Consider the following 25,535-nt stretch of genomic DNA (forward strand, 5'->3'; position numbering starts at 1 on the left):
CGCGGAACCTTGCCGAACGGGGCGGAGCATTCCGGCCCCGACCGTCCGCGCTCCGGCCTGAGCGGATACGAGATCATAGGGCACCATAGATGGCATTGCGTAGGTCGACGAACTGTCCCCACATGCCCTTCAGCGCGGTATTGGTCAGCGCCACGACCGTCAGCGCCTTTTGCGGATCCACGAACCAGCTATGACCATGGGCCCCGCCCCAGTGATAGGTGCCCGTTGACCACGGAGCCTGCGTGGCGACGGGATCGCTGACCACGGCCCATCCGAAACCGAAGCCGATCCCCGGGTCAAGCGGTTGGCGCACGCCGTGCGCTTGATCGCTGGTCATGAGGTCGACCGTCTCCTTGGAAAGAAGTGGTGCTCCGCCTTTACGGACCGTTTCCAGTATCGCGAGCACCTCACGCGCCGTCCCCGCGATGCCTGCGCCGCCGGAATGATAGGAATCGGGATCGAAGATGCGGTCCGGCGCAAATCTCACCGTTCCGGTGAATGCCACGACGGACGATTCCGTGCCCATGCGCTCGGGCTCCGGCGAGCCGCTCTTATAGGCTGCCGCCAGTCTCTCGCGGTCAGTGATCCGGAACGCGGTGTCGCGTAGTCCGATCGGGCCTGTGACAAGCCTTTCGACAGCCTCGCCAAGCCTCATGCCGGTTTCCTTCTCGATGATACCGCCGATGACGTCCATCGCCAGTGAATATTGCCAGTTCGTGTCCGGCGTGAAGAGCAGGGGGCGCTTGCGATACGCCGGAGGTTTTCGTCCAGCGGCAGGCCGGGTTCCGCCAGACCGTCGGAAACGCCGGCGCGAACGTAAGAGCCATTCTCTTCCATGAACCCGTAGGTCAGGCCGGCCGTATGCGTCAGGAGATCGCGGATACGGATAACCGGTTCATTGCCGTCAGCAAGACGCGGCCTGAAATCCGGCAGCCATCTCGTCACCGGATCGTCAAGCCCGATCAGGCCTTGCTCGATGAGGCGCATGGCCGCAATCGCAACGATCGGCTTCGTTACCGGGGCCAAGCGGAAGATCGTATTGTCCGTCATCGCGCGGTTCGTCTCGCGGTCCGCCAGGCCGGCAGCGCGGCGGAGATCGCCGACATTCTCGACATGTCGCCCCGGACGGTGGACAAGCACATGGAGCAGATCTTCAACAAGCTCGCCGTGGAAAAGCGTACTTCGGTTGCCACTCTGGCGGTCAAGGTCTTGTGGCGGGAGTGATGGCGATGTGACAAAGCCAGTGATGTCGGCGGCGCGATGCTGAAGCGTTGATCGGCTGGAGCCACCGCGCATTGAACATGCGGCGGCCTAGCCGAACCCCGCCACCACTGTTTCGATGGGCAGGAACAGCGTTCGGCTGTCTTCCGGATATTCGATGAACTCCGCGCAACGCAGATAGAAGCGCTTGGCCGCATCGTCCTTGGCCTGAACCAGAACTGCCCCGATGCCAATACTCTGCGATACTAGAGCAATCCGGCGCAGCGCATCGGACAGGAGGTCCGCCCCGAGACCCTTTCCCGCATGATCGCGACTGACCGCCAACCGCCCGATAACTGACACCGGAATCACGTCGGGCGCATTGCACCGCACCTTGCCGGGAGCAATCCCACGCTCGACCGATCCGGCTGAAATGCAGAAATAGCCAACCACCCGATTGCCCTCACACACGACATAGGTGCGCGAGAACCGGCTTTCGTTCTTCAAGGCCCTATGGCGCAGCCAGTCATTCAGCACCGGCTCACCACAGTCGAACCCCGAAACATCGTGGTCGACAGTCAAGGCAACGGGAGCGGAGAGCCGAGGCGCGGGCTGGTCCGGCGCGTCGTCTATTTCTGCCATGCCGGAGTCCGGCGTAGAAGGGCCTTGAGCTTCGGTCCGGGCGCGGGCGGATTGTCGAGCGCGTGAATGAAAGCGTCGTAACGCTCGGGATCGAGCGTGAACAGGCGCTGGTCAAGCAGCACATCGACTGCCTGCCGCCGGGCGCTTTCCACCATGAACTCGGTGCGCGTCTTACCCAACACCGCCGCCGCATTGTCGATGAGCTGGCGAGTGCCGGTCTCGATCCGCAGGTTGATACTGCCCTTGGTGTCGGCCGCAGAGGCGCGCGCCGAGACAGCAGCAGAAGGGGAAGATGCGGAGGGAGCGGTACGAGTTTTTGTCATACTCCAATTATGGGCCTCTGTACCCACACTGTCAATACGCTCGTGCTCTCTTTAAGATCGGACAGCGCCTGACACACAAAAGGAAAATTGTCGAATGCTCAAGGTCATCGCTCAGGATTTCATCAAGCCGGAAGCCATCGAAATCGTCCTGCCGCTTTATCGCGAAATGGTCGAGAAGACCCGGCAGAAAGAACTCCGTATCGCCTATGACCTGTTCGTCGACAAACGCATCCATCAGGATAAATGTCGCGTCCTGCCGCCGATGAGCTTTGATGAGTGGGACCAACCGCGTGAAATGCTCGGCCCTGCAATGCGCGTCCAGAGTGGCCCGGTCCGGCCATTCTTCGATGAAAACAAAATATCCGGGATCTTTCGTTGACGTGGAAGAGGTAGCCTACCTGCTTGGATACCAGGACGCCAACTCGTTTTATCGCGCCTTCCGCGAGTGGGAAAACATGACGCCCGGCCACTGGCGTCGGATCGAGTCTGTGTCGGCAATGACTGCTCTTGAGCAGCGGTGAAGCAGAGATCAACGGCCGGGTTGGGGCGCAAACTTGTCGCGCCATTCGTGAGCGCCGATCTGCAGCGCCGCTCAATCCAGATTTTTGTGATTGCGGTCATGGGCGCGGTCAATGCTCCTCGCCGCAACGAGAAAGCATCGCCACGTCCCGTATTTAGCCTTACCCGGCCTTCTGGCCACCTGGAATCTCGCCTCTTCTGCTCACCTTCGCTGGGACCCTAAGAGTCAGCTGCGGGGCTGGAGCAACGCCAGGACGATGGTCGATGCCGCCAAGAGGGCGGTCATGATCAACGGCCCGGAAGCGCCATGCTGATCGACGATATAGCCGCCGAACACCGCACCCATGCTGATGGCGACCTGGAACGAAACGACCATCAAGCTGCCAGCAGCCTCCAAGGCATCCCCTGCGCCCCGGGACAAGTTAGTAGGCAATACCACCGGAGCCATCCCAAAAGCTAAACCCCAAAGTGTAACCAGGGCAAACGCGATGCCGCTATGTGCACCCCAGAGTACGAGAGCAAGTGCAGCAAACGCCATCAATACGCCGGTGACAGCGAGTGCCATGTGGATATTGGCGTCTGCCAGTCGGCCGCCGGCGACATTGCCGATCACAGCGGCGATGCCAAACCCGAGGAGCGCCAAGGCAATCGGCCCCGTGCCAAGGAGCGTCACTTGTTCGAGGAAGGGTCGCACGTAGACCGAGCCGGCAAAATGCCCGGTCATCAGCAAGAGGATGGCAAGCATTCCGAGTTGAACAGTGCGCCGTTTGGTCAGCCGGAAGACGTCAGAAAGACTGTTGCTTGTGCTTGCGGGCAGTGTCGGCAAGCTGAGTATCTGCAGCAGCATCGCAACCGCTGCGAGCCCAGCCGTCATGCCTGTGGCGGTACGCCAGCCGAGCCAATCGCTGATCAAAGCACCCATCGATGGTGCAGCGATGGTGGCGAGAGAGACGCCGAGGGTGACTATAGCCATGCCCCGACCTGTCGCATTGGTGCCAACCAATCTCGCCACAACGGCAACTGAAAGCGCCCAGAAACCACTCAGCGCCACGCCCAGCCCGGCTCGGCCCAACAACAATAGCCAAAAATCGGTCGCGAACGCGGCCAGAAGATTGGAGCCGATAGCCAAGGCACTTAGGCCAACCAGAACAGTCTTCCGGTTCAGTTTGCCGATCAGAACATTGCTCAACAAGGCCGTCACCGCGCCAACAGACGCGGTTGCGGTGACAACCTGACCGGCGGTTCCCTCACTGATGCCAAGGTCACGTGCCATTGGCGTCAACAGGCCTGCCGGCAGGAATTCGGCTGACACAAGCGCAAAGCTTGTGGCTGCCATTGAGATAACGGCAAGCCAGGTAGTGGGGCTCCATGCACTCGGAACGGCAGAATCGAGGCCAATCGCGGGGCCGTCAAGCTGTGATGTTGTGTCCGTCATTGAAGTACCTCCAAGGTTTGGAGGTCTTCATAGCGGAGTTCTTCAGGATGATATGTGCCCTAAAGTCCGAATTCTATGTCCGTTCGTCCGGAAATGGTGCGGCGCACAACGCCAGGTGAAACGCTGGTGATGCGCTTGAAGGCGCGAGCGAAAGAAGCTTCAGATTCATAGCCCAGTTGAGAAGCGACCTCGGCAACCGACATGTTTTGACCGAGTAACTCTCGTGCAAGCTGCATGCGCAGACGGGCGAGATAGCGTGCCGCGCCTTCCCCCAATATGGCGCTGAAGCGTTCCGCGAAGATCGAGCGCGATTGACCTGCCACGCCAGCAAGGGTCTCAAGCGTCCAGTCATGGCCTGGATCTCGGTGCATGGCTGCCAGCGCACGACCGATATGAGGATCACGGATCGCGGCGAGCCAGCCGCTGGTCGAGGCTCCGCTGCAATTGACCCAGCAGCGAATAAGCCGCGCGACGAGCACGTCCGCCATGCGTGACAAGACCGTAGCGCTGCCTATCTGGGGCTGTGACGCCTCTGCCGTCATGGCGGCGAGGAGAGGGCCGACGACCGGATCATTGCCAGCAACATCACAGCCCTTGATAATCGGTGGCATCAGAGCGATCAGAGGGTTGAGGGCATTCGCACCCAAAGCCATCGAACCGCAGAACAGGGTGCTCGTCGCTCCTGTTCCTTGATGCACCACTTCGCAGACATTGCCCCCCAACTTGGTGACGTGACAGCTCTTAAGCGAGTCCCCGACAACATCAGGCTTGCTGGCCAGTCGGTGTTCGACACCTTGTGGCAACAACACCAGATCGCCGTCTTGTAACTCCTGCCATCCCTGGGCTTCGGTATGGACCCAGCATGGCCCCTCACTGACAAAATGGAAGCGAAGCAGCTGTTGCTGCGGAAAGGCGATGCTCCATGGATGGCGCAGCTCACAACGGCCGTAGTTGACCCCACTCAGGCGAAAGTCCTGTAGAACTTCGCTTAGGGCGTCCGTAGGAATATATGTCGGAGATTGGGATGAACGATCAAGCATTGGGCCAATTTATATGCCGGGCGTCCGGCATGCAAGTAAGGCATCCGTGCCATGCAGGGCAATCGCTTCAGCTTTGCATTTCGTTGTGGCCGGCAGAGGTGCGATTGTGACTCATGAGGCGCTTCGAATCGACGGAGCCGTTCATTCCTGATCATTTTTCGGCGCTTTCCAACCCGCCAGAGTGTTGGCGGGTGGTTTATCCGCTGACGGAGGGTGCTCGACGTCGTCTTCCACGACGACCTCTCAAGACTGCGAACTACTGCCGGACCCGTCGGCGGTCGACAGTAAAGCAATCAGATGCAAAAACATCGGTCTCCAACGCCCTCCATCCCTATGTGTGGGAAGTCATTGATGTGAAGTAAAATCTTGCCCGCTGTGCGGCGGTACGTATCCCATCAACTGCGCCAGACGTCGAGTAACGAGGTCTCAGGCGCTGCTATCATCAAAGCGTCGAATTGGGCATACCTCAGCTTCTTCCCTATTAAAAGACGGCAGCTTGCTTAAACGGCAGCTCAAAACCATACCCCGTGTGGCCTCCATCGACATCGACGACTGGAACACGCGCTGCGTCTCGACCGGCGCTAGCCCAATCCACCGGTCTTACCGTTTGACCGTGCCGCTATATATTTCCGCCTATGGATAATCGGCGGAAATTGGCATGGCATTCGAGGCTCTGGCGAAGAATATCGCAAGTGCTAGCCCTGATGCTGGGCCTGATGCCGGCATTTGGTGCCATCGCGGCGCTGGGGCAGTCCAATCGGGTCGCGATCGTCCTCCAGCTGAATGGTGCCGTCGGTCCGGCGACGGCTGACTATATCAAGCGCGGTCTTCAGCACGCCGCCGATCGCGGGGCGGTGCTTGTTGTTCTGCGGATGGATACGCCGGGCGGTCTCGACACGTCCATGCGTGACATCATCCGCGCAATCCTTGCGTCGCCGATACCGGTCGCGGGTTTCGTCGCGCCTCCCGGAGCGCGTGCCGCCAGCGCCGGAACCTATATCCTCTATGCAAGCCATGTAGCGGCAATGGCGCCCGGCACCAATCTCGGTGCGGCAACGCCGATCGCACTCGGCCGACTCCCGGACAAAGGCACGGGAGACGATCAGACCAATCCGGAAGGTAACAAGCGGCAGGCACCGCGCAGTCCGGAGGAGGCCAAGGCAGTCAACGACGCCGTGGCCTATATCCGCGGGCTTGCTGAACTGCGGGGCCGCAATGCCGACTGGGCGGAGCGCGCGGTGCGCGAGGCGGCCAGCCTTTCGGCGACCGCGGCCCTGCGTGAACACGTCATCGATTTCATGGTCACCAGCCCCGCCGATCTTCTGGCCCAGGCGCAAGGGCGTGTGGTGAGAATCGGCCAGGCTGACGTGCGGCTCGATACGGCAGGCCTTGCGATAGAGACGTTCGAGCCGGACTGGCGGATCCGTCTGCTTTCGGTGATCACCGATCCGAATATCGCCCTCATTCTGATGATGATCGGCATCTATGGACTGATCTTTGAATTTCTCGCGCCGGGAACGTTCTTGCCCGGAACGATCGGCGCCATCTGCCTGCTGCTTAGCCTCTATGCGCTCGCCCTACTGCCAGTCAGTTATGCCGGCGTCGGTTTGATTGTTTTGGGCGTGGGCCTGACCGTCGCAGAAGTGCACTCGCCGTCTTTCGGCGCGCTCGGCATAGGCGGCGGGCTGGCTTTGGTGCTGGGTGCGGCGATTCTGTTCGACACCGACATACCCGGCTTCAGCGTCTCATGGCCGATGCTGGGCGCCATCGCCATTGCAATCTCGGCGCTCAGCCTTCTGATCGCGTTTCTCGCCTTCACATCGCGCCGGCGCGACGTGGCTACGGGAGCCGAGCAGATGATCGGCCTTTCCGGCAAGGTTCAGAGCTGGGAAGATATGACGGGTTACGTGATCGCACATGGCGAACGCTGGAGAGCGATCGCCGACGAACCACTATCCAGCGGCGACGAAATCAAGGTTACCGGCCGCAAAGGACTGACGCTCGAAGTTGCTCGCCAGCGGCAGGAAAGCTAGGGCAGGGAATATTCAGAGGCAGGAGGACATCATGGGCATGTTCGTGAGTTTCACCTTTTATGGCGTCGTCATCCTCATTCTGCTGCTCATCATCGGATCGGCGATCAAGATCCTGCGCGAATATGAGCGCGGCGTCGTTTTCACACTCGGCCGCTTCACCGGCGTCAAGGGACCGGGTCTGATCCTGCTCTTTCCCTACGTGCAGCAGATGATACGAGTGGACCTGCGCACCCGGGTACTCGACGTGCCGAGCCAGGATGTTATTTCCAGAGACAACGTTTCAGTTCGCGTCAACGCGGTGATCTATTTCAGGGTCATCGATCCTGAGAAGTCGACCATCCAGGTGGAAAATTTCATGGCCGCCACCAGCCAGCTCGCACAGACGACGCTGCGCTCGGTGCTCGGCAAGCATGATCTCGACGAGATGCTTGCAGAACGCGACAAGCTCAACAGCGATATCCAGGCAATCCTCGATGCGCAGACGGATGCGTGGGGCATCAAGGTCGCCAATGTCGAGATCAAGCATGTCGACATCAACGAATCGATGATCCGCGCCATCGCCCGCCAGGCGGAGGCCGAGCGGGAGCGGCGGGCGAAGGTTATCAATGCGGAGGGCGAGCAGCAGGCGGCAGCAAAGCTTCTCGAGGCCGCGGAGATCCTGGCCCGCAAGCCGCAGGCCATGCAGCTTCGCTATCTGAGTACGTTGAACGTTCTCGCGAGCGAAAAGAGTTCGACGATCATATTCCCGTTCCCGATGGAAATAGGCAACCTGATCTCGCCTCAGGCGGGAAGACCACGAGAATAACCGTACGAGAAGTTCAATCTGATGCCGTTATTCATATGCACCGCTGGAGCCTCTGTTCTGGCCGCAAGACCGCCGCTTCAGCCCGTTCAGGGCTTATCTCAATCGTAGTGCGACCGGTGGTCCTTTTACCTGACGCCATAACGAGCCGCGCATGGCCGAGCCGTCTCGCTGCAACTCGGGCTGTCAACCCTGCAAATGCGGCTGTTCCGGCAGCAGATCGATCTTTCCGTCGACGATATGGATGCGGCGATCCATGCGCGCCGCCATGTCGAGATCGTGAGTTACCGCCACTACCGTCTTCCCGCGTTCGCGCACCAGATTCTCGAGGGTCGCGAAGACCTGTTCGGAACTGCTGCTATCGAGACTTCCGGTCGGCTCGTCGGCGAGTATAAGCGGTGGATCGTTGGCGAGTGCGCGTGCCACGGCGACCCGCTGACGCTGGCCGCCCGAGAGCTGGTCGGGCCGCTTGTCGAGATGCTCGCCCAGCCCCAGGGATGTGAGCAACTCGCCGGCCCGCTCGCGCATCTTAGGCCGTGCCAATCGGCCGAGCCTCCGCATCGGAATCTCGACATTCTCCCGCGCCGTGAATTCCGGCAGCAGAAAGTGAAACTGGAACACGAAGCCGATCATCGAAAGCCGCGTCGCCGCCCGCTCCCGCTCTGTCATCGGCCCGGTGTCGCGGCCGCCGATGCTGAGCGTTCCATCGGTTGGCCTGTCGAGCAGCCCGAGAAGGTAAAGCAACGACGACTTGCCGGATCCGGACGGGCCGGTGACGGCGACGAATTCCGTCTCGCCTATGGAAAGCGTCACGTCCTTGACGAGCGTGACGGGCACCGTCTCCGGCAAAATGCGCGTCAGTTTCTCCGTCTCGACGAGAGCGCTCATGTCGCGCCCCTGATGATCTCGACGGGGTTCAAGTGCGCTGCACGGCGCGCCGGGAGATATCCGGCCACCGCCGCCGAGCCGAGCGCAAAAGCCGAGGCAATGACATAGTGGAGTGCGCTCCAGGCAATCGGCAGTCGCGTTATCTCCTGTCCGGTTGCTGCGATTTCGAACCGGATAAGGGACAGCGCATAGATCATCGAAAGGCCGAACGCACAGCCGATCGCCGAACCCGCCGCCCCGATCGCCATGCCCTCAAGCAGGAACATCCGCCGCATATCCGACTCAGGGAAGCCGAGCGATTTCATGATGGCGATGTCGCGTGCCTTCTCATGCGTGATGGTGGAGATGATGTTGTAGATGCCGAACCCCGCAACCAGCATGATCGCGCCGACCACCGTATACATGATGACGTTGCGCACCACGAGCGCTTCGAGGATGGATTCGTTTGCCTCCTGCCAGGCAACGGCCTTGTAGCCAAGCTCCGCCTCGGCACGACGCGCGACGTCGGGCGCGTGGTTCGGATCGTCGAGCTTGATGCGGATCTCGTTGATGGCGTTCGGCCGGGCAGACAGGATCTGGGCATTCTTCAGGAGAAGATAGGCTTCCCCTTCATCCCGCGCCGTGGTGCCGGTGTGGAACAGGCCGACGATCTTGAAGTCGCGGGTCAGGCCTTCGGAGGAGACTGCCGTGATCGTGTCGCCAAGCCCGGCGCCGAGCCGGCCCGCCATTGTCTCGCCTATGACAACGTTGTTGCCGCCTGCGGTCAATGCCGCAAAGCTGCCTTTCACGAAGTCCTCGACGATCGGTGACACGCCTGGTTCGCGTTCGGGGTCGATGCCGATGATCGCAGCCCCGACCTCGCGGCTGGAATAGCGGATCACGCCCTGCGCCTTGAGGCTCTCCGCAAAGCGGCCGGGGACCCAACTCTCAAGCCTGGCAGTCGCGGCGGTCGGGTTGATGATGCCACGGCGGTCGTTGCGTGGTCTCAGCCCCGAAATGACAACGCTCGTAAAGACGTCCTCCGCTGGCTGGCGGCGGGGCGTTCGATGTTCGTCGGTGATGTCGACATGCGGCATCGTGTCGACGAGCCGCCTGATAAAGTCGTCTTGTCCGCCTTGCATCAGCGCTGCCATCGCGATGGAGAATCCGACGCCGACCGCAACCCCGAGCACGGCAACGATCGTCTGGCGGCCGCGGCCGACGATATGCGTAACGGCGATGTCTAGGATAAGCGGCATATGGGCTTACTCCTCTGGCGCGGCAATCGCCACCCGCGCGCCATCGGCCAGGTTGGTCGGATAGGGCGAGATGATCCGGGCCTTCTCGTCAAGACCGGAAAGTACCTCGATGCCATTGATACCACGAATACCCGTCTGGATTTGGCGCAGTCGCGCCATGCCACCTTCGACGACGAAGAGCTTGTTCCCTTCAATCGACACGGACGGGACCAGAAGCGTATTTTTGGACACGCGAATGACGATATTGACGTCCGTCGACATGCCGATGTGAAGCGGCGTGTCATCCGGCAGGCGAAAACGGACGCGGTAGGTCTTCGTCAGGGGATCGCCCTTCGGCGTGATGCTGTCAACCACCGCCTCGAGATTTTGTCCGGGGAATGCATCGGCACTGAGAAGCGCGCGCTGCCCCACCGCCACCCGCGGAATGTCCTCCTCGTTGACCTCCGCGACCACGAGCAGCGGTCGTGGCTCGCCAACCCAGAACAGCACGCTGCCGAGTTCGGCCACCTCGCCGACCTCACCATCCTGCCTCAAGACCACGCCGGGGCTGGGTGCACGCAATATATGGGATTCGAGTCGAGCCTTTTGGGCGACAAGCAACGCCTGGACCTGAGACAGTTCGCTGCGGGCGCGGTCGACCTCCTGTTGGCTCGCCGCATATTTTTCCGCAAGCGCGGTCTGGCGCTGAAACTCCTGCTGCGCGAGAACCTGCCGCGCCTCGAGCTCGCCGAGAGTAGCCCTCGCTTCACTGTCATCGAGTCGGGCCAGCACGTCGCCTTTGGCGACCCTCGATCCTTCGCAATTGCATTGCTCGATGATCCTCTCGCGAACCACCGGCGCTACTTTGGCCCAGATGCGCGGCTCAACGACACCGCTCGCATAGACGATCTCCGCTGCGTCGCCGCGCATGGGCGTGGCGATGGAAATAGCTGCCGGCCGCAAGACATACCAGGCGACGGCGCCAGCCGCTGCGACAACCATCGCAATGCCGGCGATCCAGCGCAAATGCCTCACGAAACGCTCCATTCGGTTTTGCATTGCCAAAAGCCTATCATTAGACCGACCGTCGGTCTGGCTTTCTATCACTATTTCGTATCGAAGGAGGCCTTGCTGGAGGCTTTGGCGGCACGCCTTGCCCGCGACAGTATCGGCGAACTGCGGCCCCTGCTCGAAGACCCGTCGCTCGACGCAATCGGCGGGATCAATGCGATTTTTCCGGGGCGCGACAGTTGAACATCGAGCTTGCTCCGCGACTCAGAAAGACGTTCTCGGTGCTCTTCCGGCCAGAGAATATCGCGCTCTTCCATCGTGTCGACTAGGCGGGCCGCGAGCTTGCCATGCCGATGTTCACCGGTCTTCTCAAGAAAGGGAGCGAAGAGGGGTGCTCGACGTGCCTGATCCGGAGGCTTTCGCCGAAATGCTGCTACAGCTCAGGCTGATCTTCCGGGACGTGATGTATCAGGCCACACGCATGGCCGAACGAGGAAATGTCGACGAAGCCGTATGGATGCTCGAGGAGCGGCTGCGGCTCTACGTGATTGCCTTCGAACGACTCCTAGAATTGCCCGACGGGACAATTGATTCCGCGCAGCCCGGCTTTGCCCGAGTCTTTCTGGAGGCGGATCCTTAGGTCGCTGGTGCAAAAAGGCCGGTGTTGTCGGATGCCGCTTACCGATGTGCGGCTCGCTTCGAGAGTAGAAAATATAAAGTGACGATCCGCCTCGACGGACACAGTTCCGATCGGCAACGAATGGACGGAGACCTTAGGATTCGAACGCCTGACCGGCGCTCTGCTGGACCGCATCACTACCACTTCGACATGTCAGAGATGAACGGTGACAGCTATCGCCTCGCGCAAGGCCGCGCCCGAAAGGTCGGCTGACATTTGTCGCAAAAGCGCAGCACGCGGATAGGGATCCCGCTCGGCCCAAAGCCCACAGCGGGTTCATCCATGCGCCGAGTAGCTGGCTTTTACGTCGCCGCGCGGCTGGTTTTTATGCCGCCGCCGTCATATTTCCGTGTTGTCGGCACGATTGTTGCGGCGATCGGACGACCGCCGCAACGATTATGGTTACAGGAGAAAATCGCCTGACCCCAGGTGGACGAGGCCCTGCAGCTGAATCTCGAAGTCATGAACACCATCGCCGTTCAGGTCGCCCTGGATAACGGTCGTATCGTTCGAGGATCCGGCGTGGTCTTCATAGTGCCAGGCGAGCGCGCCGGCCTTTTTGTCGAAGAGGGCATTTTCCTGCGCCTGGAAATGGAAGGCTCCATTGCCTGCCGCAGAGCCATTCGCATCGATCGCCGAGAGGTCGATCTTATCGACGCCGTGCTGGAAGTCGGTGATGAAGTCGCGGGTCGAGCCGGACCCGGCATGCGCCGCTGTCTTGAAGATAAACGTATCCGCGTCGGCACCACCGATCATCATGTCCTTTCCGGCGCCACCGATGAGGACGTCCTTTCCGGCGCCACCGTCCAGCTTGTCCGCACCCGCCCCGCCATTGAGAACGTTGCTGCCGCTATTGCCTCTCAGCACGTCGTTGTAGCTGGAGCCAGTCACGTTTTCGATGCTGACGAACTTGTCACCAGTGGCATGCCCGCCCGATGCGGCCCCGGTCGCCAGGTTGACGTTGACCGCGCTGGAGCCCGCATAGCTGGCCGTGTCACTGCCAGTACCGCCGTCGAGCACGTCCGCGCCGGCGCCGCCCTTCAACACGTCATTACCGCCGAGACCCTTGAAGGTTTCGTTGCCGCCGTTGGCCTGGCCGCTATGTGGCATGGTGTCGTTGCCGTCGGTGCCGGTATAGACCTTCGTCCCCGTGGTTGGAGTCGACGGTTGCGTCGGCGTGGTTGGCGTTCCCGATGTCGGAGGTGTGGTTGGCTCCCCCGAGGTCGGCGGCGTGGTCGGCTCGCCCGATGTCGGCGGCGTGGTTGGCGTCGACGGTGCCGCGCTGGAGCCCGATTCGTAGGCGCCCATATCGACAGTTCCAACGACGCGATGGTCGCCGTCCAGATCGGTCGCGCTGACGCCGTACTTGCTGGTTCCGTGGTCGATCGCCGCTGAGCCGGAGGCGAGGTGGAAGTCGCCGTTCGCTGCGGCTACGAATTTCGGGTCAACGCCGAGCTGGTTGCCGTTCGCCGTGCTTGGCATCGCGTTGCCACCGTCGGTCTTGACAGAGGCCTGGCCGGCGGTGCCGTTGTAGGTGGTGTTGTTGGCCCAGACGACGTTGCTGTTGACGTAGCCGTTGGTCGACGTGTTATCGATCGCCGTGTTGTTCTTGTTCACCGATGGGTCGGCTACGGCGATGTTGTTAACCCAGGTGTTGTTGCTCGATGCCGAGTTACTGAGCTCACCGCGCCAGGTGCCGGTGTTCAGCGGGTCCTGATTGTTGTGGTATGCGGTGTTGTTCGACACAGTGACGGAGTCGCTCCAGGTGACCTGGATGCCTTTGCCGCCGTTCCCGTAGACGAGGTTGTTGTCGACCAGGGTCTTGTATGTGTAGTTCGGATGGCCGTCCGCCTGTGTGCTCTGGAAATCGTCGATGATGATGCCGTTGCCATCGGTGTGCTCACCCGACTTCGTAACGTTGTCGTGGGAGATGTTGTTGCGCACGATGTTCCGGTAGCCGTCCGTCGAGGTGTCGCCGGTGATGTTCCGGTTCTCGTAGATCGAGATGCCCGAGAACCAGCCCGACGACGCGTTGTGGTAGGTCTCGTTCCCCTCGATCCTGATGTAGTCCGACCAGTTGAACTGAATGCCCGACTCGCCTGCGTCGTGAACCTTGTTGTTGAGAACCGAGACGTGATGGACGTTGTTTGCTTCGATACCGTCGCCGGGGCCGCCCTTGATGTCGAAGCCGTCGATCGTCACGTAATTGGCATTGACGCTGATTGCGTTCCACGAGCCTGCGGGCGGCCGGATCAGCGCCCCACCGGGCACTTCCGAGCGCAGCGTGATGTCGCCTGCCGCCGAGCCGCTCTTACTGATGTTGATACTCTCGTTGTATGTCCCCGCCTTCACCACGACCTCATCGCCGGGCTTCAGGTTAGCCGACATCGCCTCGCTGATAGTGCGGAAGGGAGACGAGGTACTGCCGTTACCGCCGCTAGTGCCGGTCGTCGCTACGTAGTATGTCGTCATGATCTTGTTCCTCAACCTTAGCGTTGTGTGTGCCGGTTACTATTTGTAGTTAACCAGTCGTTACGGCGGCAGGTTATAGGGCGACATTCTGGAGGGTGCAACAGCAACGTGTCCGTAAGTGCTTGAGAAGCATAGCCTTATTGCTGCCACAATATACGAATCGATCCGAAGTTACATTTTGAAATACTTGGTGAAATTCGAGTGCCCAAATTGGGACAATATTTATGTCTCGCTCACCGCGAATAATTCTTTCCGCAACCATAGCGATATGTGCGCACTGAAAACATTATAAAAATATGATGGACGTGCCCGGATTCCTCTTGCCAGAGGCGGAATCGACATTTTTTGCTAAATTTAACAATTTTTGGCAGCGTCTGCTTACCAATTGGCCCTAATCGAGAGGGCAATGGGAGGGCATGATCGTAGCCGATTCGAGCAAATCCATTGCGCGGCATTTCAAGCGCCACCGTTTTTTGCACCGAGATCATCGGGCATGCGGTGTGACTATACTTTCGGTTTCCGCTGAGCCTGCGGCATGTCGAGAATCTGCTTGCCGAGCGTGGTATCGATGTCTCGTCTCGGCCGCGAATTTGCCCCGGCACATATAGCTCATACCCTCGCCTTCAAGCAGCCGGACACTATCGCCACGACGTCCCTGCAGAGGTATTGTTTCCCGCCGCGGCCTATTGTGACAAATATGAACCAGGCTATTCTGGCCATAGACCATTGATCGCACGGCGTGGGCGATCTTCTCCTTCTGATGGGGGTCGTGGCCGCCGCTGATGATTGGATCGGCAGTCCTTCCAGAGCAAAGTGGTCTCTGCGTAACGGTCGTCTTCAGACGAAGAGATGGGTGTCGTCATGCGTCAGTCTTTGGCAGTCCCGCATTTCAAAATCTCTATCCTTCATGCCGGGCTGCGTACACGGGCCTACGGTTCGATTCCTATCAAGAGTAATAACTCTCGCAGGACTGGCGACCGAGCGCGCGAACTGGATCATCGCCGGATATCGCGCACACAACCCCTAAAGCATTCCGCGCGGTCGACAGCGGCGAAGACGCTTATTTCAGAAATGACTTCTGGCTTGGTGCTTGGCGGAGCCGCGGTATTCCAAATCGCAGAATTGTAAGGTGGTGGCGCGGATTTCTGCGCTTCTTTCGTACCTTACCAGCTATAGCGATAGCGGGCAGCGAGAAATATCATATTCTAGTACTACAGTTGCGGTTTACCGGAAGTCATGATTCACTTCCCGCATTTGGCGGGAGGGAAGTTCAATGTCGGTTGCGGGTTGGTCCGGGTCGGTTCTGGCGTGGCATCGTGAGCTCGATGCCTTGAAGGTGCGGTTGGGCTCGGTCTTTGGTCGCCGAGAATTGCGCGCATCGTGCGGTGCCTTTCTGGATGGGTTGTTGTCGGGAGTAGAGCGCAAGACTGGCTGGCTGATGGCGGAACAGGCAGGACTGGAGCGCCCTTATCGGATGCAATCGCTGCTGGGGCGCAGCCATTGGGATGCTGACGCATTGCGCGATACGGTTCGCGCTTATGCAATAGAGTCTCTCGGTGACGCGGACGGCGTTCTTGTGGTCGATGAGACCGGCTTCCTGAAGAAAGGCGCCCATTCAGTCGGTGTCGCACGACAATATTCCGGCACGGCCGGCCGGATCGAGAACTGTCAGATCGGTGTTTTCCTTGCCTATGCAAGCCGCTACGGTCAGACCCTGATCGATCGGCAACTTTATCTACCGAAGGAGTGGGCCGAGGATGAAGCCCGCCGTGCTTCGGCTCACGTCCCCCAGTCCCAAGCCTTCGCGACCAAACCGGCCATTGCAGCCAAGCTCATTGCCGATGCGCTGGATGCCGGCGTGCCTTGTGCCTGGGTATTGGCGGATGCGCTTTATGGTTCGGATTCCAAGCTGCGCCGGATGCTGGAAAGCCGTGGCCAGCCTTATGTTCTGGCAGTGCGCTCCAATCAATGCCTGCGCTTTGTGCGTGAGCAAGGGATCGAGCAGACCGATCCCGAAACGATGGCTGATGAGTTGAAACCGGAGGTTTGGCAGAGCCATGCAGCAGGCGAAGGTGCCAAGGGTCTTCGGCTTTATGATTGGGCCCGTATTCCTCTCAGCTCTCGCCCGGATCCACAATGGGAGCGCTGGCTTCTGATCCGGCGCAGCCGACGCGAACCCGATGCGCGCGCCTATTACTTTGTCTTTGCGCCCGCCGGTACCGAATTGAGCGAATTGGCGGGCGCTGCCGGGCTGCGTTGGACCGTGGAAGAATGCTTCCAGCGTGCGAAGGACGATCTCGGCCTGGATCATTGCGAAGCGCGATCCTGGCATGCTTGGAAGCGGCACATGACGCTCGTCATGGCAGCCGCTGCATTCCTCGCCAAACTCGGCGCCGATCTACGCCGCACCGCTGCTGGCAAACCGAACGAAACGAGTCCAAACCCGCCAATCGCCGCCTGACCAACACCATGGCCTTCGTGCCCAGCGTCGCAGAGATCCGCTATCTGATCAAACGCCTCCTGCTACAGCCCCCGATTAGAGTTCGCCTCATCTTGGCATGGTCACTCTGGCGACGCAGGCATCAAGCATCCGCAATGCTTTCTCACTACAAAGCAAGGCATCAAACGCAACTGTAGTACTAGAGTGCCGATCATTGCGTCAACCAGACTCTTAGAGGCAGATTGCGAGTAGTCCAACAACCACTGCTGACCGGGTTAGGGCCTGCAATGTCGGCCACTGAGGTAGTGCGCGACGCGGACCTAACAGGACGGGTAGCGGTAGTGACTGGCGGTTCATCGGGCCTCGGGCTTGAGACGGCCCGCGCGCTTGCATCGTCCGGGGCAAGCGTACATGTTCCCGCTGTCGACCCTGTCGCTGCCCGCGCGGCGTTGAGCGGAATCGACAAGGTCGATGTGTGGCCCATTGATCTTGCGGACGAGGCATCAGTTAAAGCTTTCGCGAACACTTTCCTCGACCGCCGGGCTCGGCTCGACATTCTCGTTCTCAACGCGGGCATAATGGCTAAGCCGCTTTTCCGTGATACGCATGGCCATGAGGGTCATTTCTCAACCAATTTCCTGGGACACTATCAGCTCACGGCGCTACTGTGGCCAGCATTGCTGGCCGCCCGCACATCGCGAGTGATCGTCATGTCGTCCCGCGCCCACCAGATGTCTGATGTCGATTTCGAGGATATCGACTTCGTTCGCCGTCCCTATGATAAGTGGATGGCTTACGGCCAATCCAAGACAGCGAACGCCCTCTACGCGGTGGCGCTTGACAGGCGTGGCCGCGCGAATGGAGTTCGCGCATTTTCTGTTCATCCGGGGATGATCGTCACACCAGGAATCCGGCATCTATCCCTATCCGAGTTCGACGCTGTCGGCGCGCTCGAGCCAGACGGGTCTCCGGTGATCAATCCGGCGGCGGACAAGAAAACACCCGGGCAAGGAGCAGCTACAACGGTCTGGTGCGCAACCTCCCCACTTTTGAATTCTCTGGGAGGAGTATACTGCGAGAACTGTGACATCGCTTCCGTCGAAACCGAAAGCCCCTTCGGGGTGCGCCCTTACGCGATTGATCCGGAGAGGGCCGAAAGGTTGTGGCGTTGGAGCGCCATGATGACGGGTTTGGATATTGAAATAACCTGAAGCACTCCTGGTGCCTTTCGGCGATCGGCGAGGGCACGACACGAACTTAGCTCTCCAGGAGAAGATGGGCGACTTGCAGCTGTTGCTATACGTTCTTCAGTCAGGGTTCTATTGCGTTGTTATTCTCCGACCCTACAGGATCGACTATGATTCATCGAGTTATTGGCTGCGAGCTGACACCGCTTATCTATCAGGGCCGATCAGGATGGAAGGGCATGCATTAACAAACGCAACGGCGGGGCCGGATGTTGCGACATCATTCGGCGATTTCCGGCTGTACCCGGGACGTCACCTACTAGTCAGAAACCAGAAGCCGGTACCAATCGGATCGCGAGCGCTCGACATCCTCATCGCGCTGACGGAACGGCCTGGCGAGCTCCTGACGAAAGACGAACTGATCGCGCGCGCCTGGCCGAACACGATAGTCGAGGAATCGAACCTCAGAGCGCAGATCGCGGTGCTTCGCAAGGCGCTTGGCGAGGATCAATCCGCGGCGAGCTATATCGCCGCCGTTCCTTCGCGGGGCTATCGGTTCGTTGCGCCACTTTCCCGCTCGGAACTCCCGAACGGGGCTGCCGAGGATGCGGCGCCGAATAATCTTCCAAGGCAACTGACGCGACCGATCGGAAGGGAGGAGGCAATCGAGATCCTTGAAGGACGGGTTCAACGGTCTCGTCTGGTCTCCATTGTCGGTCCTGGTGGAATCGGAAAGACAACGGTCGGCATCCGTGTGGCGGAAGAGCGATCTTCATCGTATGAGCATGGCGTGTGCTTTCTGGATCTGGCACCGCTCCGGGATCCTTCGTCGCTTCCGTCCGTCCTGGCATCACAGCTTCGGCTGCCGGAGATCACGGGCGATACTGTTTCCCTGTTGACCGCGCACCTGCGTGACAAGCGGATGCTTCTGGTGTTCGACAGTTGCGAACTCGTTCTCGACGCCGCTGCAGGACTGGCGGAGATCCTGCTCCGGGAGGCTCCGGGTATCGGCATTCTGGCTACCAGCCGAGAGGCATTGCGGGTGGAGGGGGAGAGCGTCTACAGGCTTCCCGCCCTGGATATGCCCCCGCTTGGTTCGGGCCTAACGGCGGCCGATGCTTTGGCGTTTCCCGCCATCCGCCTTTTTGTAGACCGGGCAACTTCGTCCGGAGGTGAGTTCACGTTCGATGACGACGAAGCTCCGATCGTCACCCACATATGCCGTCAGCTCGACGGAATTGCCCTGGCAATCGAGCTCGCTGCCGGTCGGGTCGAGGCGTTTGGCACCCGAGGAATAGCGGAGCTTTTGAACGACCGGCTACGATTGCTGACGGGTGGCAGGCGCACCGCTCTTCCACGTCACCAGACGCTGGCTGCCATGATCGACTGGAGCTACGGTGCGCTTTCGCGCGAGGAGCAGGCGGTGTTGCGAGGGCTCGCCGTGTTCGCTGGTGAATTCGGGCGCGAGGCAGCGACAGCCGTTGCTTTCGATGCGCTCGCAAACGAATGCGATGTACCGGGGCAACTTGCGCAACTTGTGGCGAAGTCCCTTTTAGCTGTCGATACGCACGGCAAGGCGGCACGATACCGATTGCTCGATACGACACGTGCCTTCGCTGTAAGCAAATTGCAGGAAGAAGGGGAGGTAAGCCTCGTCGTCCAGCGCCTAGCAAGATATCTGTGCGAGACCCTCGAGTATTCGGCGGAGGAAGTGGAAACACTGTCAAGCGACGATTGGCTGCTCAAGTACGGGTCACAAATCAACAACGTCCGCTACGTCCTCGACTGGACGTTCTCTGACAACGGCGACGCCGATATAGGGGTTGCTGTAACTGTTTCGGCCATCCCGCTCTGGTATCAATTGTCGCTGGTCGATGAGTGCCTGACGTGTGTGCGCCGCGCACTGCTTGCCATCGATCCGGGGAAAAAGCGGGATGGACGCGCCCGTCAGGTCATGCAGCTTTATAGGGCGCTCGGTCTCTCGCAGGCCTTCAAGGTCGGGTTTGCGCCACAGGCTCCTGCCGCGTTCGCAAAGGCACTGGAGATAGCCGAAGAGCTAGGCGACGTCGACGCGCAGGCAGAAGCCCTATGGGGCTTGTGGATCGCGCAGGTGGGTATGGGCGAGTATCGGGCATCGCGCGACAATGCCGATCGCTTCGTGAGGCTTGCTCGCAACAGCCTCGACAGGTTCATCGGCGACCGCATGCTGAGCATGACGCTCTTCTGTATGGGAGATTTCCGGGGTGCCCGTCGCCACGCCGATCTCATGCTGGAGCACGACGTCTCAACCGAGCTTCCCCCTGGCGGGTTCGTGCGGTTCAGATTTGGTCAGTCTGTTTCGGCGCGAATTCAGCCCGCTCAGCTCCTTTGGATGCAAGGCTTCCCGGATCAGGCCATGCGCGCCGCCGATGCCGCGGTCGAGGCGGCACGCACCTCCGGCCACACAATTTCGCTCTGCGAAGCATTGGCCCGGTGGTCATGCCCAATCCTGGTTCATGTCGGGAACCTCGCGGCGGCTGATTGTGCGATCACGGAACTGCTTGATTTGGCCAAACTGAACAGCCTTGGTCCGTGGGAGGTATTCGGCCGCTGCTGGAAAGCGGCCCTGCTGATCCAGCAGGGACATCCCGAAAGAGGCGTTCCGCTTCTACGCAGCGGACTGTTGGAATTGCGACAGGTCAAGCTTTTCAACCTCTACCACGTCAGATTTGTCTGCTTCCTGGCCGAGGGTCTCGCCTCGCTCGGCGAGCACGCAGAAGCGCGGACCCAAGTGGAGGCAGCCATTGCCGTAAGCGAGGATAAGGACGAACTCTGGTACATTACGGAGCTCTATCGTCTGAAAGGTGAAATCCTTGCGCAATGCGGACATGGCGACGAAGCCGAGCAATGCTATCTCCATTCCTTGGAACTGGCACGGCAGCAGGACGCACTTTCCTTGGAATTGAGAGCGGCCCTAAGCCTTTCTCAATCGGCCGTGGGGCGCGGCGACAGAGCTAGAGCGCGCGAGCTTCTGGCCACGGTCTATGAACGTTTCAGCGAAGGTCTCGATACCGCAGACCTGCGCGCGGCGAAGGCGATACTGGCCGAACTGTCCTGATCCGTCCCACAAGAATTCACTGCGATTCACTGGCTGGTGACCGTCGTGTTCTGCCATCTTGTGGCCATCGCCGGATGGTCGGCAGCGCATGAAGGGCAGACCGATGATGATTAACACGCCTACAGAAATGGATGCACTCGTCCTTACCGAGACGAATACTGATCTTGTCCGTACCCGCATGGTCTGCCCGGCTCCTGCGGCGGGGGAGGTTCTCGTCCGCGTCAAGGCGAGCAGCGTCAACCCGCTCGATCTCAAGATCAAGAGCGGACAGGCCCCGCACGCCCGCCATCCGTTGCCCGCAATCCTCGGAATGGACTTGGCCGGAGTCGTCGAGGCAGTCGGCCCGGGCGTAATGTCCTTCAGACCTCAGGACGAGGTCTTCGGCTTGACCGGCGGCGTTGGCGGCCTGCAGGGCTCATTGTCGACCTTCGCTTCTGTCGATGCCGATCTGCTGGCACCCAAGCCAACCAACCTCACCATGCGCGAGGCCGCCGCACTGCCGCTGGTGTTCATTACGGCCTGGGAAGGGCTGATAGATCGCGCTGCCGTCCAGGCACGGCAAAAGGTGCTCGTACTCGGTGCTGGCGGGGTCGGGCATGTAGCAATCCAAATCGCACGTGCCTTCGGAGCTCAGGTCTTCGCCGTGGACAAGGCGTCGAAGCAGAAGCAGATCGAAGAGCTGTGCGCGACGGCGATCGATCGCCATCAGACTACCGTCGAGGAATACGTGAAAGACCACACGGGCGGGCGCGGCTTCGATGTGGTCTATGATACCGTCGGCGGCGCAGGGATAGATGCGGCGTTCAACGCCGTGCGCAGGTTCGGCCACGTCGTCAGTTGCCTTGGATGGGGCACGCATTCGCTCGGGCCGCTCTCCTTCCGCGCTGCAAGCTACTCAGGCGTGTTCACGCTCCTGCCGATCCTGACCGGAGAAGGCCGCGCCCACCACGGCGCTATACTGCGCGAGGCAAAACGCCTTGCCGAAGCCGGAAAGATTACCCCTCTCCTCGACCCACGCCGATTCAGCTTCGAGAGCGCTTCGGCAGCATATGCGGCAGTTGAAAATCGCACCGCCAGCGGAAAGATCGTCATCGACGTTGCCGACTAGGTGGACCGCCTCACTACAGCCAAGGAGAAGACAATGCCATTCGTGAACGTAAAGCTCGTCGACGGCGTCTTCACGCCAGAGGAAAAGCACGCCATGGCCAGGGCGCTGACCGATGTCATGGTCAGGTTCGAAGGCTCGGAAGCATTCCGCGAGGTCGTCTGGGGTACTGATCGAGGAACTGCACACGGATGGCTGGCACATCGGTGGCAGGCCGTTCGAGGGGCCGAAGTCCTTGATGACCACGCTTTCGAAATCGAAGGACATCGTCGAGACGATCGACGGCTATCCCACGACGCGCAAAGAGTGGTCCCAGGCCGCGCCAGTCGTCGGCTGATCACCCGCAACCTGAACAGCGGCGAGAAAAGAAGGTCACGCAAGACTTCCGCCTTGCGGAGCCATCCGGCCATGAAGGAACAGGACCATGACTTCGAAGGAAAATTTGCCGATACCCGCCGCCACGAGACGGGAAGTTTTGATCGGGACGGCCGCCACAGCATTTGCCGCCCTGCCGATGCAGGCCCTGGCGGCGACGATGTCTTCAAATCCAACCAGAGCAGATTTCGAAACCGGGAGTGAGATCATGAGCAGCATCACGACGAAAGACGGCGCGCAGATTTTCTACAAGGACTGGGGTTCCGGTCAGCCGATCGTATTCCACCACGGCTGGCCGCTCAGCGCCGACGACTGGGACAACCAGATGCTGTTTTTCTTAAGCAAGGGTTTCCGTGTCATCGCCCACGACCGTAGGGGCCATGGCCGCTCGAGCCAGACATCCGGTGGCAACGACATGGACACGTACGCGGCCGACGTCGCGGCCCTGGCCGAGGCCCTCGACCTCCGCGACGCCGTCCATATCGGCCATTCCACCGGTGGCGGCGAAGTCACCAGGTATGTGGCCAAACATGGGAAGGGCCGGGTCGCGAAAGCGGTTCTCATTTCCGCAATCCCCCCGGTCATGGTCAAGTCCGACAAGAATCCGGGCGGGCTTCCGATCGAGGTGTTCGACGGCTACCGGGCGGCGTTGGCCGCCAACCGCGCGCAGCTCTACCTCGATATCGCAAGCGGCCCGTTCTATGGCTTCAACCGCCCTGGGGCGACCGTCTCGGAAGGTACCATCCGCAACTGGTGGCGACAGGGCATGATGGGCGGCGCGAATGCACACTACGAGTGCATCAAGGTCTTCTCGGAGACCGACTTCACGGAGGACCTCAAGATCATCGACGTCCCCGTGCTCGTCATGCACGGCAGCGACGACCAGGTGGTTCCCATCGCCGACTCCGCGGAGCTGTCTGTGAAGCTGCTCAAGAACGGGAAGCTCAAGGTCTATGACGGCTACCCCCACGGAATGTTCACGACGCATGCCGACGTGATCAACGCCGATCTCTTGTCCTTCATCAAGGCTTGACGGCCGGGCAGGCCGCAAGGCCCGCCTCGACCTCTCCAACTCCAGTTCGAAAGCCGTCGGCTCGTTCGAGTCCGGCTGCGGAAAGGTATGTCATGAAATCCGAACACATGCTCTCGCGCCGTGGATTTTGCCTCTGCTGCATCGGTGCGGCGGGATTTGCCGCCACGGGAGGATGGTTGAGCCCCCGCGAGGCTTATGCCGAGGCGCGCGGCCTGGTAAGCCTCATAAAGGACAGCGCCGCCAAGTCGGCCATCTCCACCCACAAGCTGAGGAATGGCATCACCATCCTCGAAGGGTCGGGTGGCAACATCGCGGTGTTGGGCGGCAAGGACGGCCTCGTCATGGTGGACGCCGGAATCAGTGTCTCGCAGAAACAGATGACCAAGGCGCTATCCGACATCTCGCCGGACCCCGTGTCCCACTTAATCAACACCCATTGGCATTTCGACCACGCGGACGGAAACCCGTGGATCGGTTCCGACGGCGCAAAGATCATCGCGCACGAGAACACCCGCAAGTATCTTTCGCAGGTCCAACGGGTAGAGGACTGGGATTACAATTTTCTACCGCTGGCGCGGAGCGGCGTCCCCGAGCATGTGTTCTCGAAGGAGCATACGCTCAAACTCAACGGTAACACACTCGATCTGAAATATTACGGCCCGGCCCACACGGACTGCGACATCTACGTGATGTTCGGCGAGGCGGATGTCCTGCATGCGGGCGATACATACTGGAACGGCATTTATCCGTTCATCGATCACTCGACAGGCGGAAGCATCGACGGAATGATCGCGGCTTCTGAAGCAAACCTTGCCGCGTCCACAGACGAGACCATCATCATTCCGGGACATGGAAACCCGGTGAGCAACCGCGCCGAGTTGCGTGACTTCCGCGACATGCTCGTCGCCATCCGCGAGAACGTGGCCAAACTCAAACGCCAGGGACGCTCCCTCGACGAGGTGGTCGAGGCAAAGCCCACGGCTGCGTTCGACGAGAAGTGGGGCCAGTTCGTGATCGATCCCGCCTTCTTCACGAGGCTCGTCTACGCCGGCCTCTAGGGTGGACCGATCTCACAAAACCTTTTGGCGCGCTCCTCCCACCGCCTCCCTTGCGCGCCTCCGGGACGCCGCGCATTGGCGTCCCGGATCTATCGCAACAGCAATCTCGAAGGAACGAACATGTCTGATACGAAAAGCGCGCTGTTCATCGATATCCCGGTCGAACTGCGAGAAGTGAAGTCAGTCCACAGCATCGGAGGGCTGGAGTTCGAGGGCGACTTGCCCGCGGCTCTATTCCATCTCCAGTTGATCACGACGGACATCGCGAATTGGAAAGCGGCTTCCGAAGTGATCGTGGTGTTCCACACCAACGCCGGCCACGTCACGCTTGGCGATGAGGCCTACAATGCGTCGCGGAACATCGCCACTGGCAACCCCTACAAAAAGCTGGTCGCGGACCTCATCGACATCGGCGTCAAGGTCGAGCTTTGCGGAGCGACTGCGAAGGTAAACGGATGGGGCAACGCCGATCTTCTGCCTCGCATCAAGATCAATCTCGACGCCATGGCGCGGACGATCCAGCTCGTCCAGCAAGGATTCGTCAAGATCACCGAGTGACCTCCTGGTTCCCAGTCCTGCCAAGAATCGAACGCCCAACGAGAGTGCCATGCTTCAACTGCAATTTGGGTTCCATTCAACGGCCTCGGATGTCTTGAAGGGCATTGATCTCCATGGAGAGACAATGATCGTGACCGGAGGCGCAAGCGGCATCGGCACCGAGACGACGGCAGCTCTTGCCGCCGCCGGTGCGTCCGTTGTCATCGCCGCGCGTCGTCCGGAAGTGTGAATCAGCACCGAAGGTTGACCCTCTGCCGCTTTTACGTAAGGCATCGATTTACAAATACGAAATGGAATCGAGAGGGGGTCACGATCAGGACCGATGATGACTCCGCCCGGATCGAGATTTGCCCGCAAATTCATGCACGTGCTGCCTTTTGGCAGAGGGTCAACCTTCGGTGCTGATTCACAGACAGGCTAA

Annotated in this window: 19 protein-coding genes and 8 pseudogenes; 18 read left to right on the forward strand and 9 right to left on the reverse strand. The window is 60.2% G+C overall.

Annotated elements, in window-relative coordinates; genetic code table 11:
* Positions 1-73: 73 nt before the first annotated feature.
* A pseudogene (locus KQ933_RS23120) lies at positions 74-1,092 on the reverse strand (serine hydrolase domain-containing protein); the annotation flags it as partial.
* Here KQ933_RS23120 and KQ933_RS33545 point away from each other — a divergent pair.
* Positions 1,093-1,224 (forward strand): annotated as a pseudogene (locus KQ933_RS33545) (LuxR C-terminal-related transcriptional regulator); the annotation flags it as partial.
* Between the two features lie 87 nt (positions 1,225-1,311).
* Here KQ933_RS33545 and KQ933_RS23125 read toward each other — a convergent pair.
* Together KQ933_RS23125 and KQ933_RS23130 are read right to left on the reverse strand one after the other, a co-directional pair.
* Entirely contained in the window at positions 1,312-1,842 is a 531-nt protein-coding gene (locus KQ933_RS23125; RefSeq protein WP_216760166.1) for a GNAT family N-acetyltransferase, read from the reverse strand.
* Positions 1,830-2,165 carry a DUF1778 domain-containing protein gene (locus KQ933_RS23130; RefSeq protein ID WP_216760167.1) on the reverse strand — a complete coding sequence of 112 codons (336 nt, stop codon included), beginning with the start codon at positions 2,163-2,165 and terminating at the stop codon, positions 1,830-1,832. The genes KQ933_RS23125 and KQ933_RS23130 overlap by 13 nt, the downstream gene beginning before the upstream one ends.
* A 94-nt stretch (positions 2,166-2,259) precedes the next feature.
* Here KQ933_RS23130 and KQ933_RS33845 point away from each other — a divergent pair.
* A pseudogene (locus KQ933_RS33845) lies at positions 2,260-2,394 on the forward strand (antibiotic biosynthesis monooxygenase); the annotation flags it as partial.
* Between the two features lie 148 nt (positions 2,395-2,542).
* Positions 2,543-2,686, forward strand: a pseudogene (locus KQ933_RS33555) (helix-turn-helix domain-containing protein); the annotation flags it as partial.
* Positions 2,687-2,910: 224 nt separating this feature from the next.
* On the opposite strand, the gene KQ933_RS23145 reads toward KQ933_RS33555, so the two are convergent.
* Both KQ933_RS23145 and KQ933_RS23150 read right to left on the reverse strand, forming a co-directional pair.
* Positions 2,911-4,119: an MFS transporter gene (locus KQ933_RS23145; RefSeq protein WP_216760169.1), complete on the reverse strand. Its 1,209-nt coding sequence runs from the start codon at positions 4,117-4,119 to the stop codon at positions 2,911-2,913.
* A 59-nt stretch (positions 4,120-4,178) separates the two neighbouring features.
* Entirely contained in the window at positions 4,179-5,159 is a 981-nt protein-coding gene (locus KQ933_RS23150; protein WP_216760170.1) for an AraC family transcriptional regulator, read from the reverse strand.
* A 704-nt stretch (positions 5,160-5,863) separates the two neighbouring features.
* On the opposite strand from KQ933_RS23150, the gene KQ933_RS23155 reads away from it, so the two are divergent.
* Positions 5,864-7,192 (forward strand): nodulation protein NfeD, encoded by a 1,329-nt coding sequence (locus tag KQ933_RS23155; RefSeq protein ID WP_253958454.1) that lies wholly within the window; start codon positions 5,864-5,866, stop codon positions 7,190-7,192.
* 31 nt (positions 7,193-7,223) lie between these two features.
* On the forward strand, positions 7,224-7,997 hold the full coding sequence (locus tag KQ933_RS23160; protein WP_216760172.1) for a slipin family protein: 774 nt from the start codon (positions 7,224-7,226) through the stop codon (positions 7,995-7,997).
* Positions 7,998-8,180: 183 nt separating this feature from the next.
* On the opposite strand, the gene KQ933_RS23165 is transcribed toward KQ933_RS23160, so the two are convergent.
* From KQ933_RS23165 to KQ933_RS23175, 3 genes are read right to left on the reverse strand one after another with little or no spacing between them, the layout of a single operon-like run.
* Positions 8,181-8,882 carry an ABC transporter ATP-binding protein gene (locus KQ933_RS23165; RefSeq protein ID WP_216760173.1) on the reverse strand — a complete coding sequence of 234 codons (702 nt, stop codon included), beginning with the start codon at positions 8,880-8,882 and terminating at the stop codon, positions 8,181-8,183.
* Complete coding sequence (locus KQ933_RS23170; RefSeq protein WP_216760174.1) at positions 8,879-10,120, reverse strand: ABC transporter permease; 1,242 nt, start codon at positions 10,118-10,120, stop codon at positions 8,879-8,881. The genes KQ933_RS23165 and KQ933_RS23170 overlap by 4 nt, the downstream gene beginning before the upstream one ends.
* A gap of 6 nt (positions 10,121-10,126) precedes the next feature.
* Positions 10,127-11,101 (reverse strand): efflux RND transporter periplasmic adaptor subunit, encoded by a 975-nt coding sequence (locus KQ933_RS23175; protein WP_253958455.1) that lies wholly within the window; start codon positions 11,099-11,101, stop codon positions 10,127-10,129.
* A gap of 126 nt (positions 11,102-11,227) precedes the next feature.
* On the opposite strand from KQ933_RS23175, the gene KQ933_RS33770 reads away from it, so the two are divergent.
* The 3 genes and pseudogenes from KQ933_RS33770 to KQ933_RS23185 all read left to right on the forward strand — a co-directional run.
* Positions 11,228-11,353, forward strand: coding sequence for a hypothetical protein (locus KQ933_RS33770; protein ID WP_301925089.1), 126 nt, complete (start codon positions 11,228-11,230; stop codon positions 11,351-11,353).
* 148 nt (positions 11,354-11,501) lie between these two features.
* Positions 11,502-11,750, forward strand: coding sequence for a hypothetical protein (locus KQ933_RS23180; protein WP_216760176.1), 249 nt, complete (start codon positions 11,502-11,504; stop codon positions 11,748-11,750).
* Positions 11,751-11,853: 103 nt separating this feature from the next.
* Positions 11,854-12,002, forward strand: a pseudogene (locus KQ933_RS23185) (ATP-binding protein); the annotation flags it as partial.
* 189 nt (positions 12,003-12,191) lie between these two features.
* Here the strand turns inward: KQ933_RS23185 and KQ933_RS23190 are convergent.
* Positions 12,192-14,261, reverse strand: coding sequence for a choice-of-anchor Q domain-containing protein (locus KQ933_RS23190; RefSeq protein ID WP_216760177.1), 2,070 nt, complete (start codon positions 14,259-14,261; stop codon positions 12,192-12,194).
* A gap of 416 nt (positions 14,262-14,677) precedes the next feature.
* Here KQ933_RS23190 and KQ933_RS23195 point away from each other — a divergent pair.
* The 10 genes and pseudogenes from KQ933_RS23195 to KQ933_RS23240 all read left to right on the forward strand — a co-directional run.
* Positions 14,678-14,837: pseudogene (locus KQ933_RS23195) on the forward strand (IS6 family transposase); the annotation flags it as partial.
* A gap of 697 nt (positions 14,838-15,534) precedes the next feature.
* Positions 15,535-16,722 (forward strand): IS701 family transposase, encoded by a 1,188-nt coding sequence (locus tag KQ933_RS23200; protein ID WP_216755009.1) that lies wholly within the window; start codon positions 15,535-15,537, stop codon positions 16,720-16,722.
* A gap of 221 nt (positions 16,723-16,943) precedes the next feature.
* Complete coding sequence (locus KQ933_RS23205; protein WP_216760178.1) at positions 16,944-17,912, forward strand: SDR family NAD(P)-dependent oxidoreductase; 969 nt, start codon at positions 16,944-16,946, stop codon at positions 17,910-17,912.
* Positions 17,913-17,976: 64 nt separating this feature from the next.
* Positions 17,977-20,985, forward strand: coding sequence for a winged helix-turn-helix domain-containing protein (locus KQ933_RS23210; protein WP_253958402.1), 3,009 nt, complete (start codon positions 17,977-17,979; stop codon positions 20,983-20,985).
* A gap of 178 nt (positions 20,986-21,163) precedes the next feature.
* Positions 21,164-22,093, forward strand: coding sequence for a zinc-dependent alcohol dehydrogenase family protein (locus KQ933_RS23215; protein WP_253958456.1), 930 nt, complete (start codon positions 21,164-21,166; stop codon positions 22,091-22,093).
* Positions 22,094-22,126: 33 nt separating this feature from the next.
* A pseudogene (locus KQ933_RS23220) lies at positions 22,127-22,427 on the forward strand (4-oxalocrotonate tautomerase family protein).
* 246 nt (positions 22,428-22,673) lie between these two features.
* On the forward strand, positions 22,674-23,498 hold the full coding sequence (locus KQ933_RS23225) for an alpha/beta fold hydrolase (RefSeq protein ID WP_367882552.1): 825 nt from the start codon (positions 22,674-22,676) through the stop codon (positions 23,496-23,498).
* A gap of 92 nt (positions 23,499-23,590) precedes the next feature.
* Entirely contained in the window at positions 23,591-24,556 is a 966-nt protein-coding gene (locus KQ933_RS23230; RefSeq protein WP_216760181.1) for an MBL fold metallo-hydrolase, read from the forward strand.
* Between the two features lie 120 nt (positions 24,557-24,676).
* On the forward strand, positions 24,677-25,114 hold the full coding sequence (locus tag KQ933_RS23235; protein WP_216760182.1) for a DsrE family protein: 438 nt from the start codon (positions 24,677-24,679) through the stop codon (positions 25,112-25,114).
* 49 nt (positions 25,115-25,163) lie between these two features.
* Positions 25,164-25,334: pseudogene (locus KQ933_RS23240) on the forward strand (SDR family NAD(P)-dependent oxidoreductase); the annotation flags it as partial.
* Positions 25,335-25,535: the final 201 nt, after the last annotated feature.

Source organism: Rhizobium sp. WYJ-E13 (assembly GCF_018987265.1).
In the GTDB taxonomy this organism is placed as follows: domain Bacteria; phylum Pseudomonadota; class Alphaproteobacteria; order Rhizobiales; family Rhizobiaceae; genus Rhizobium.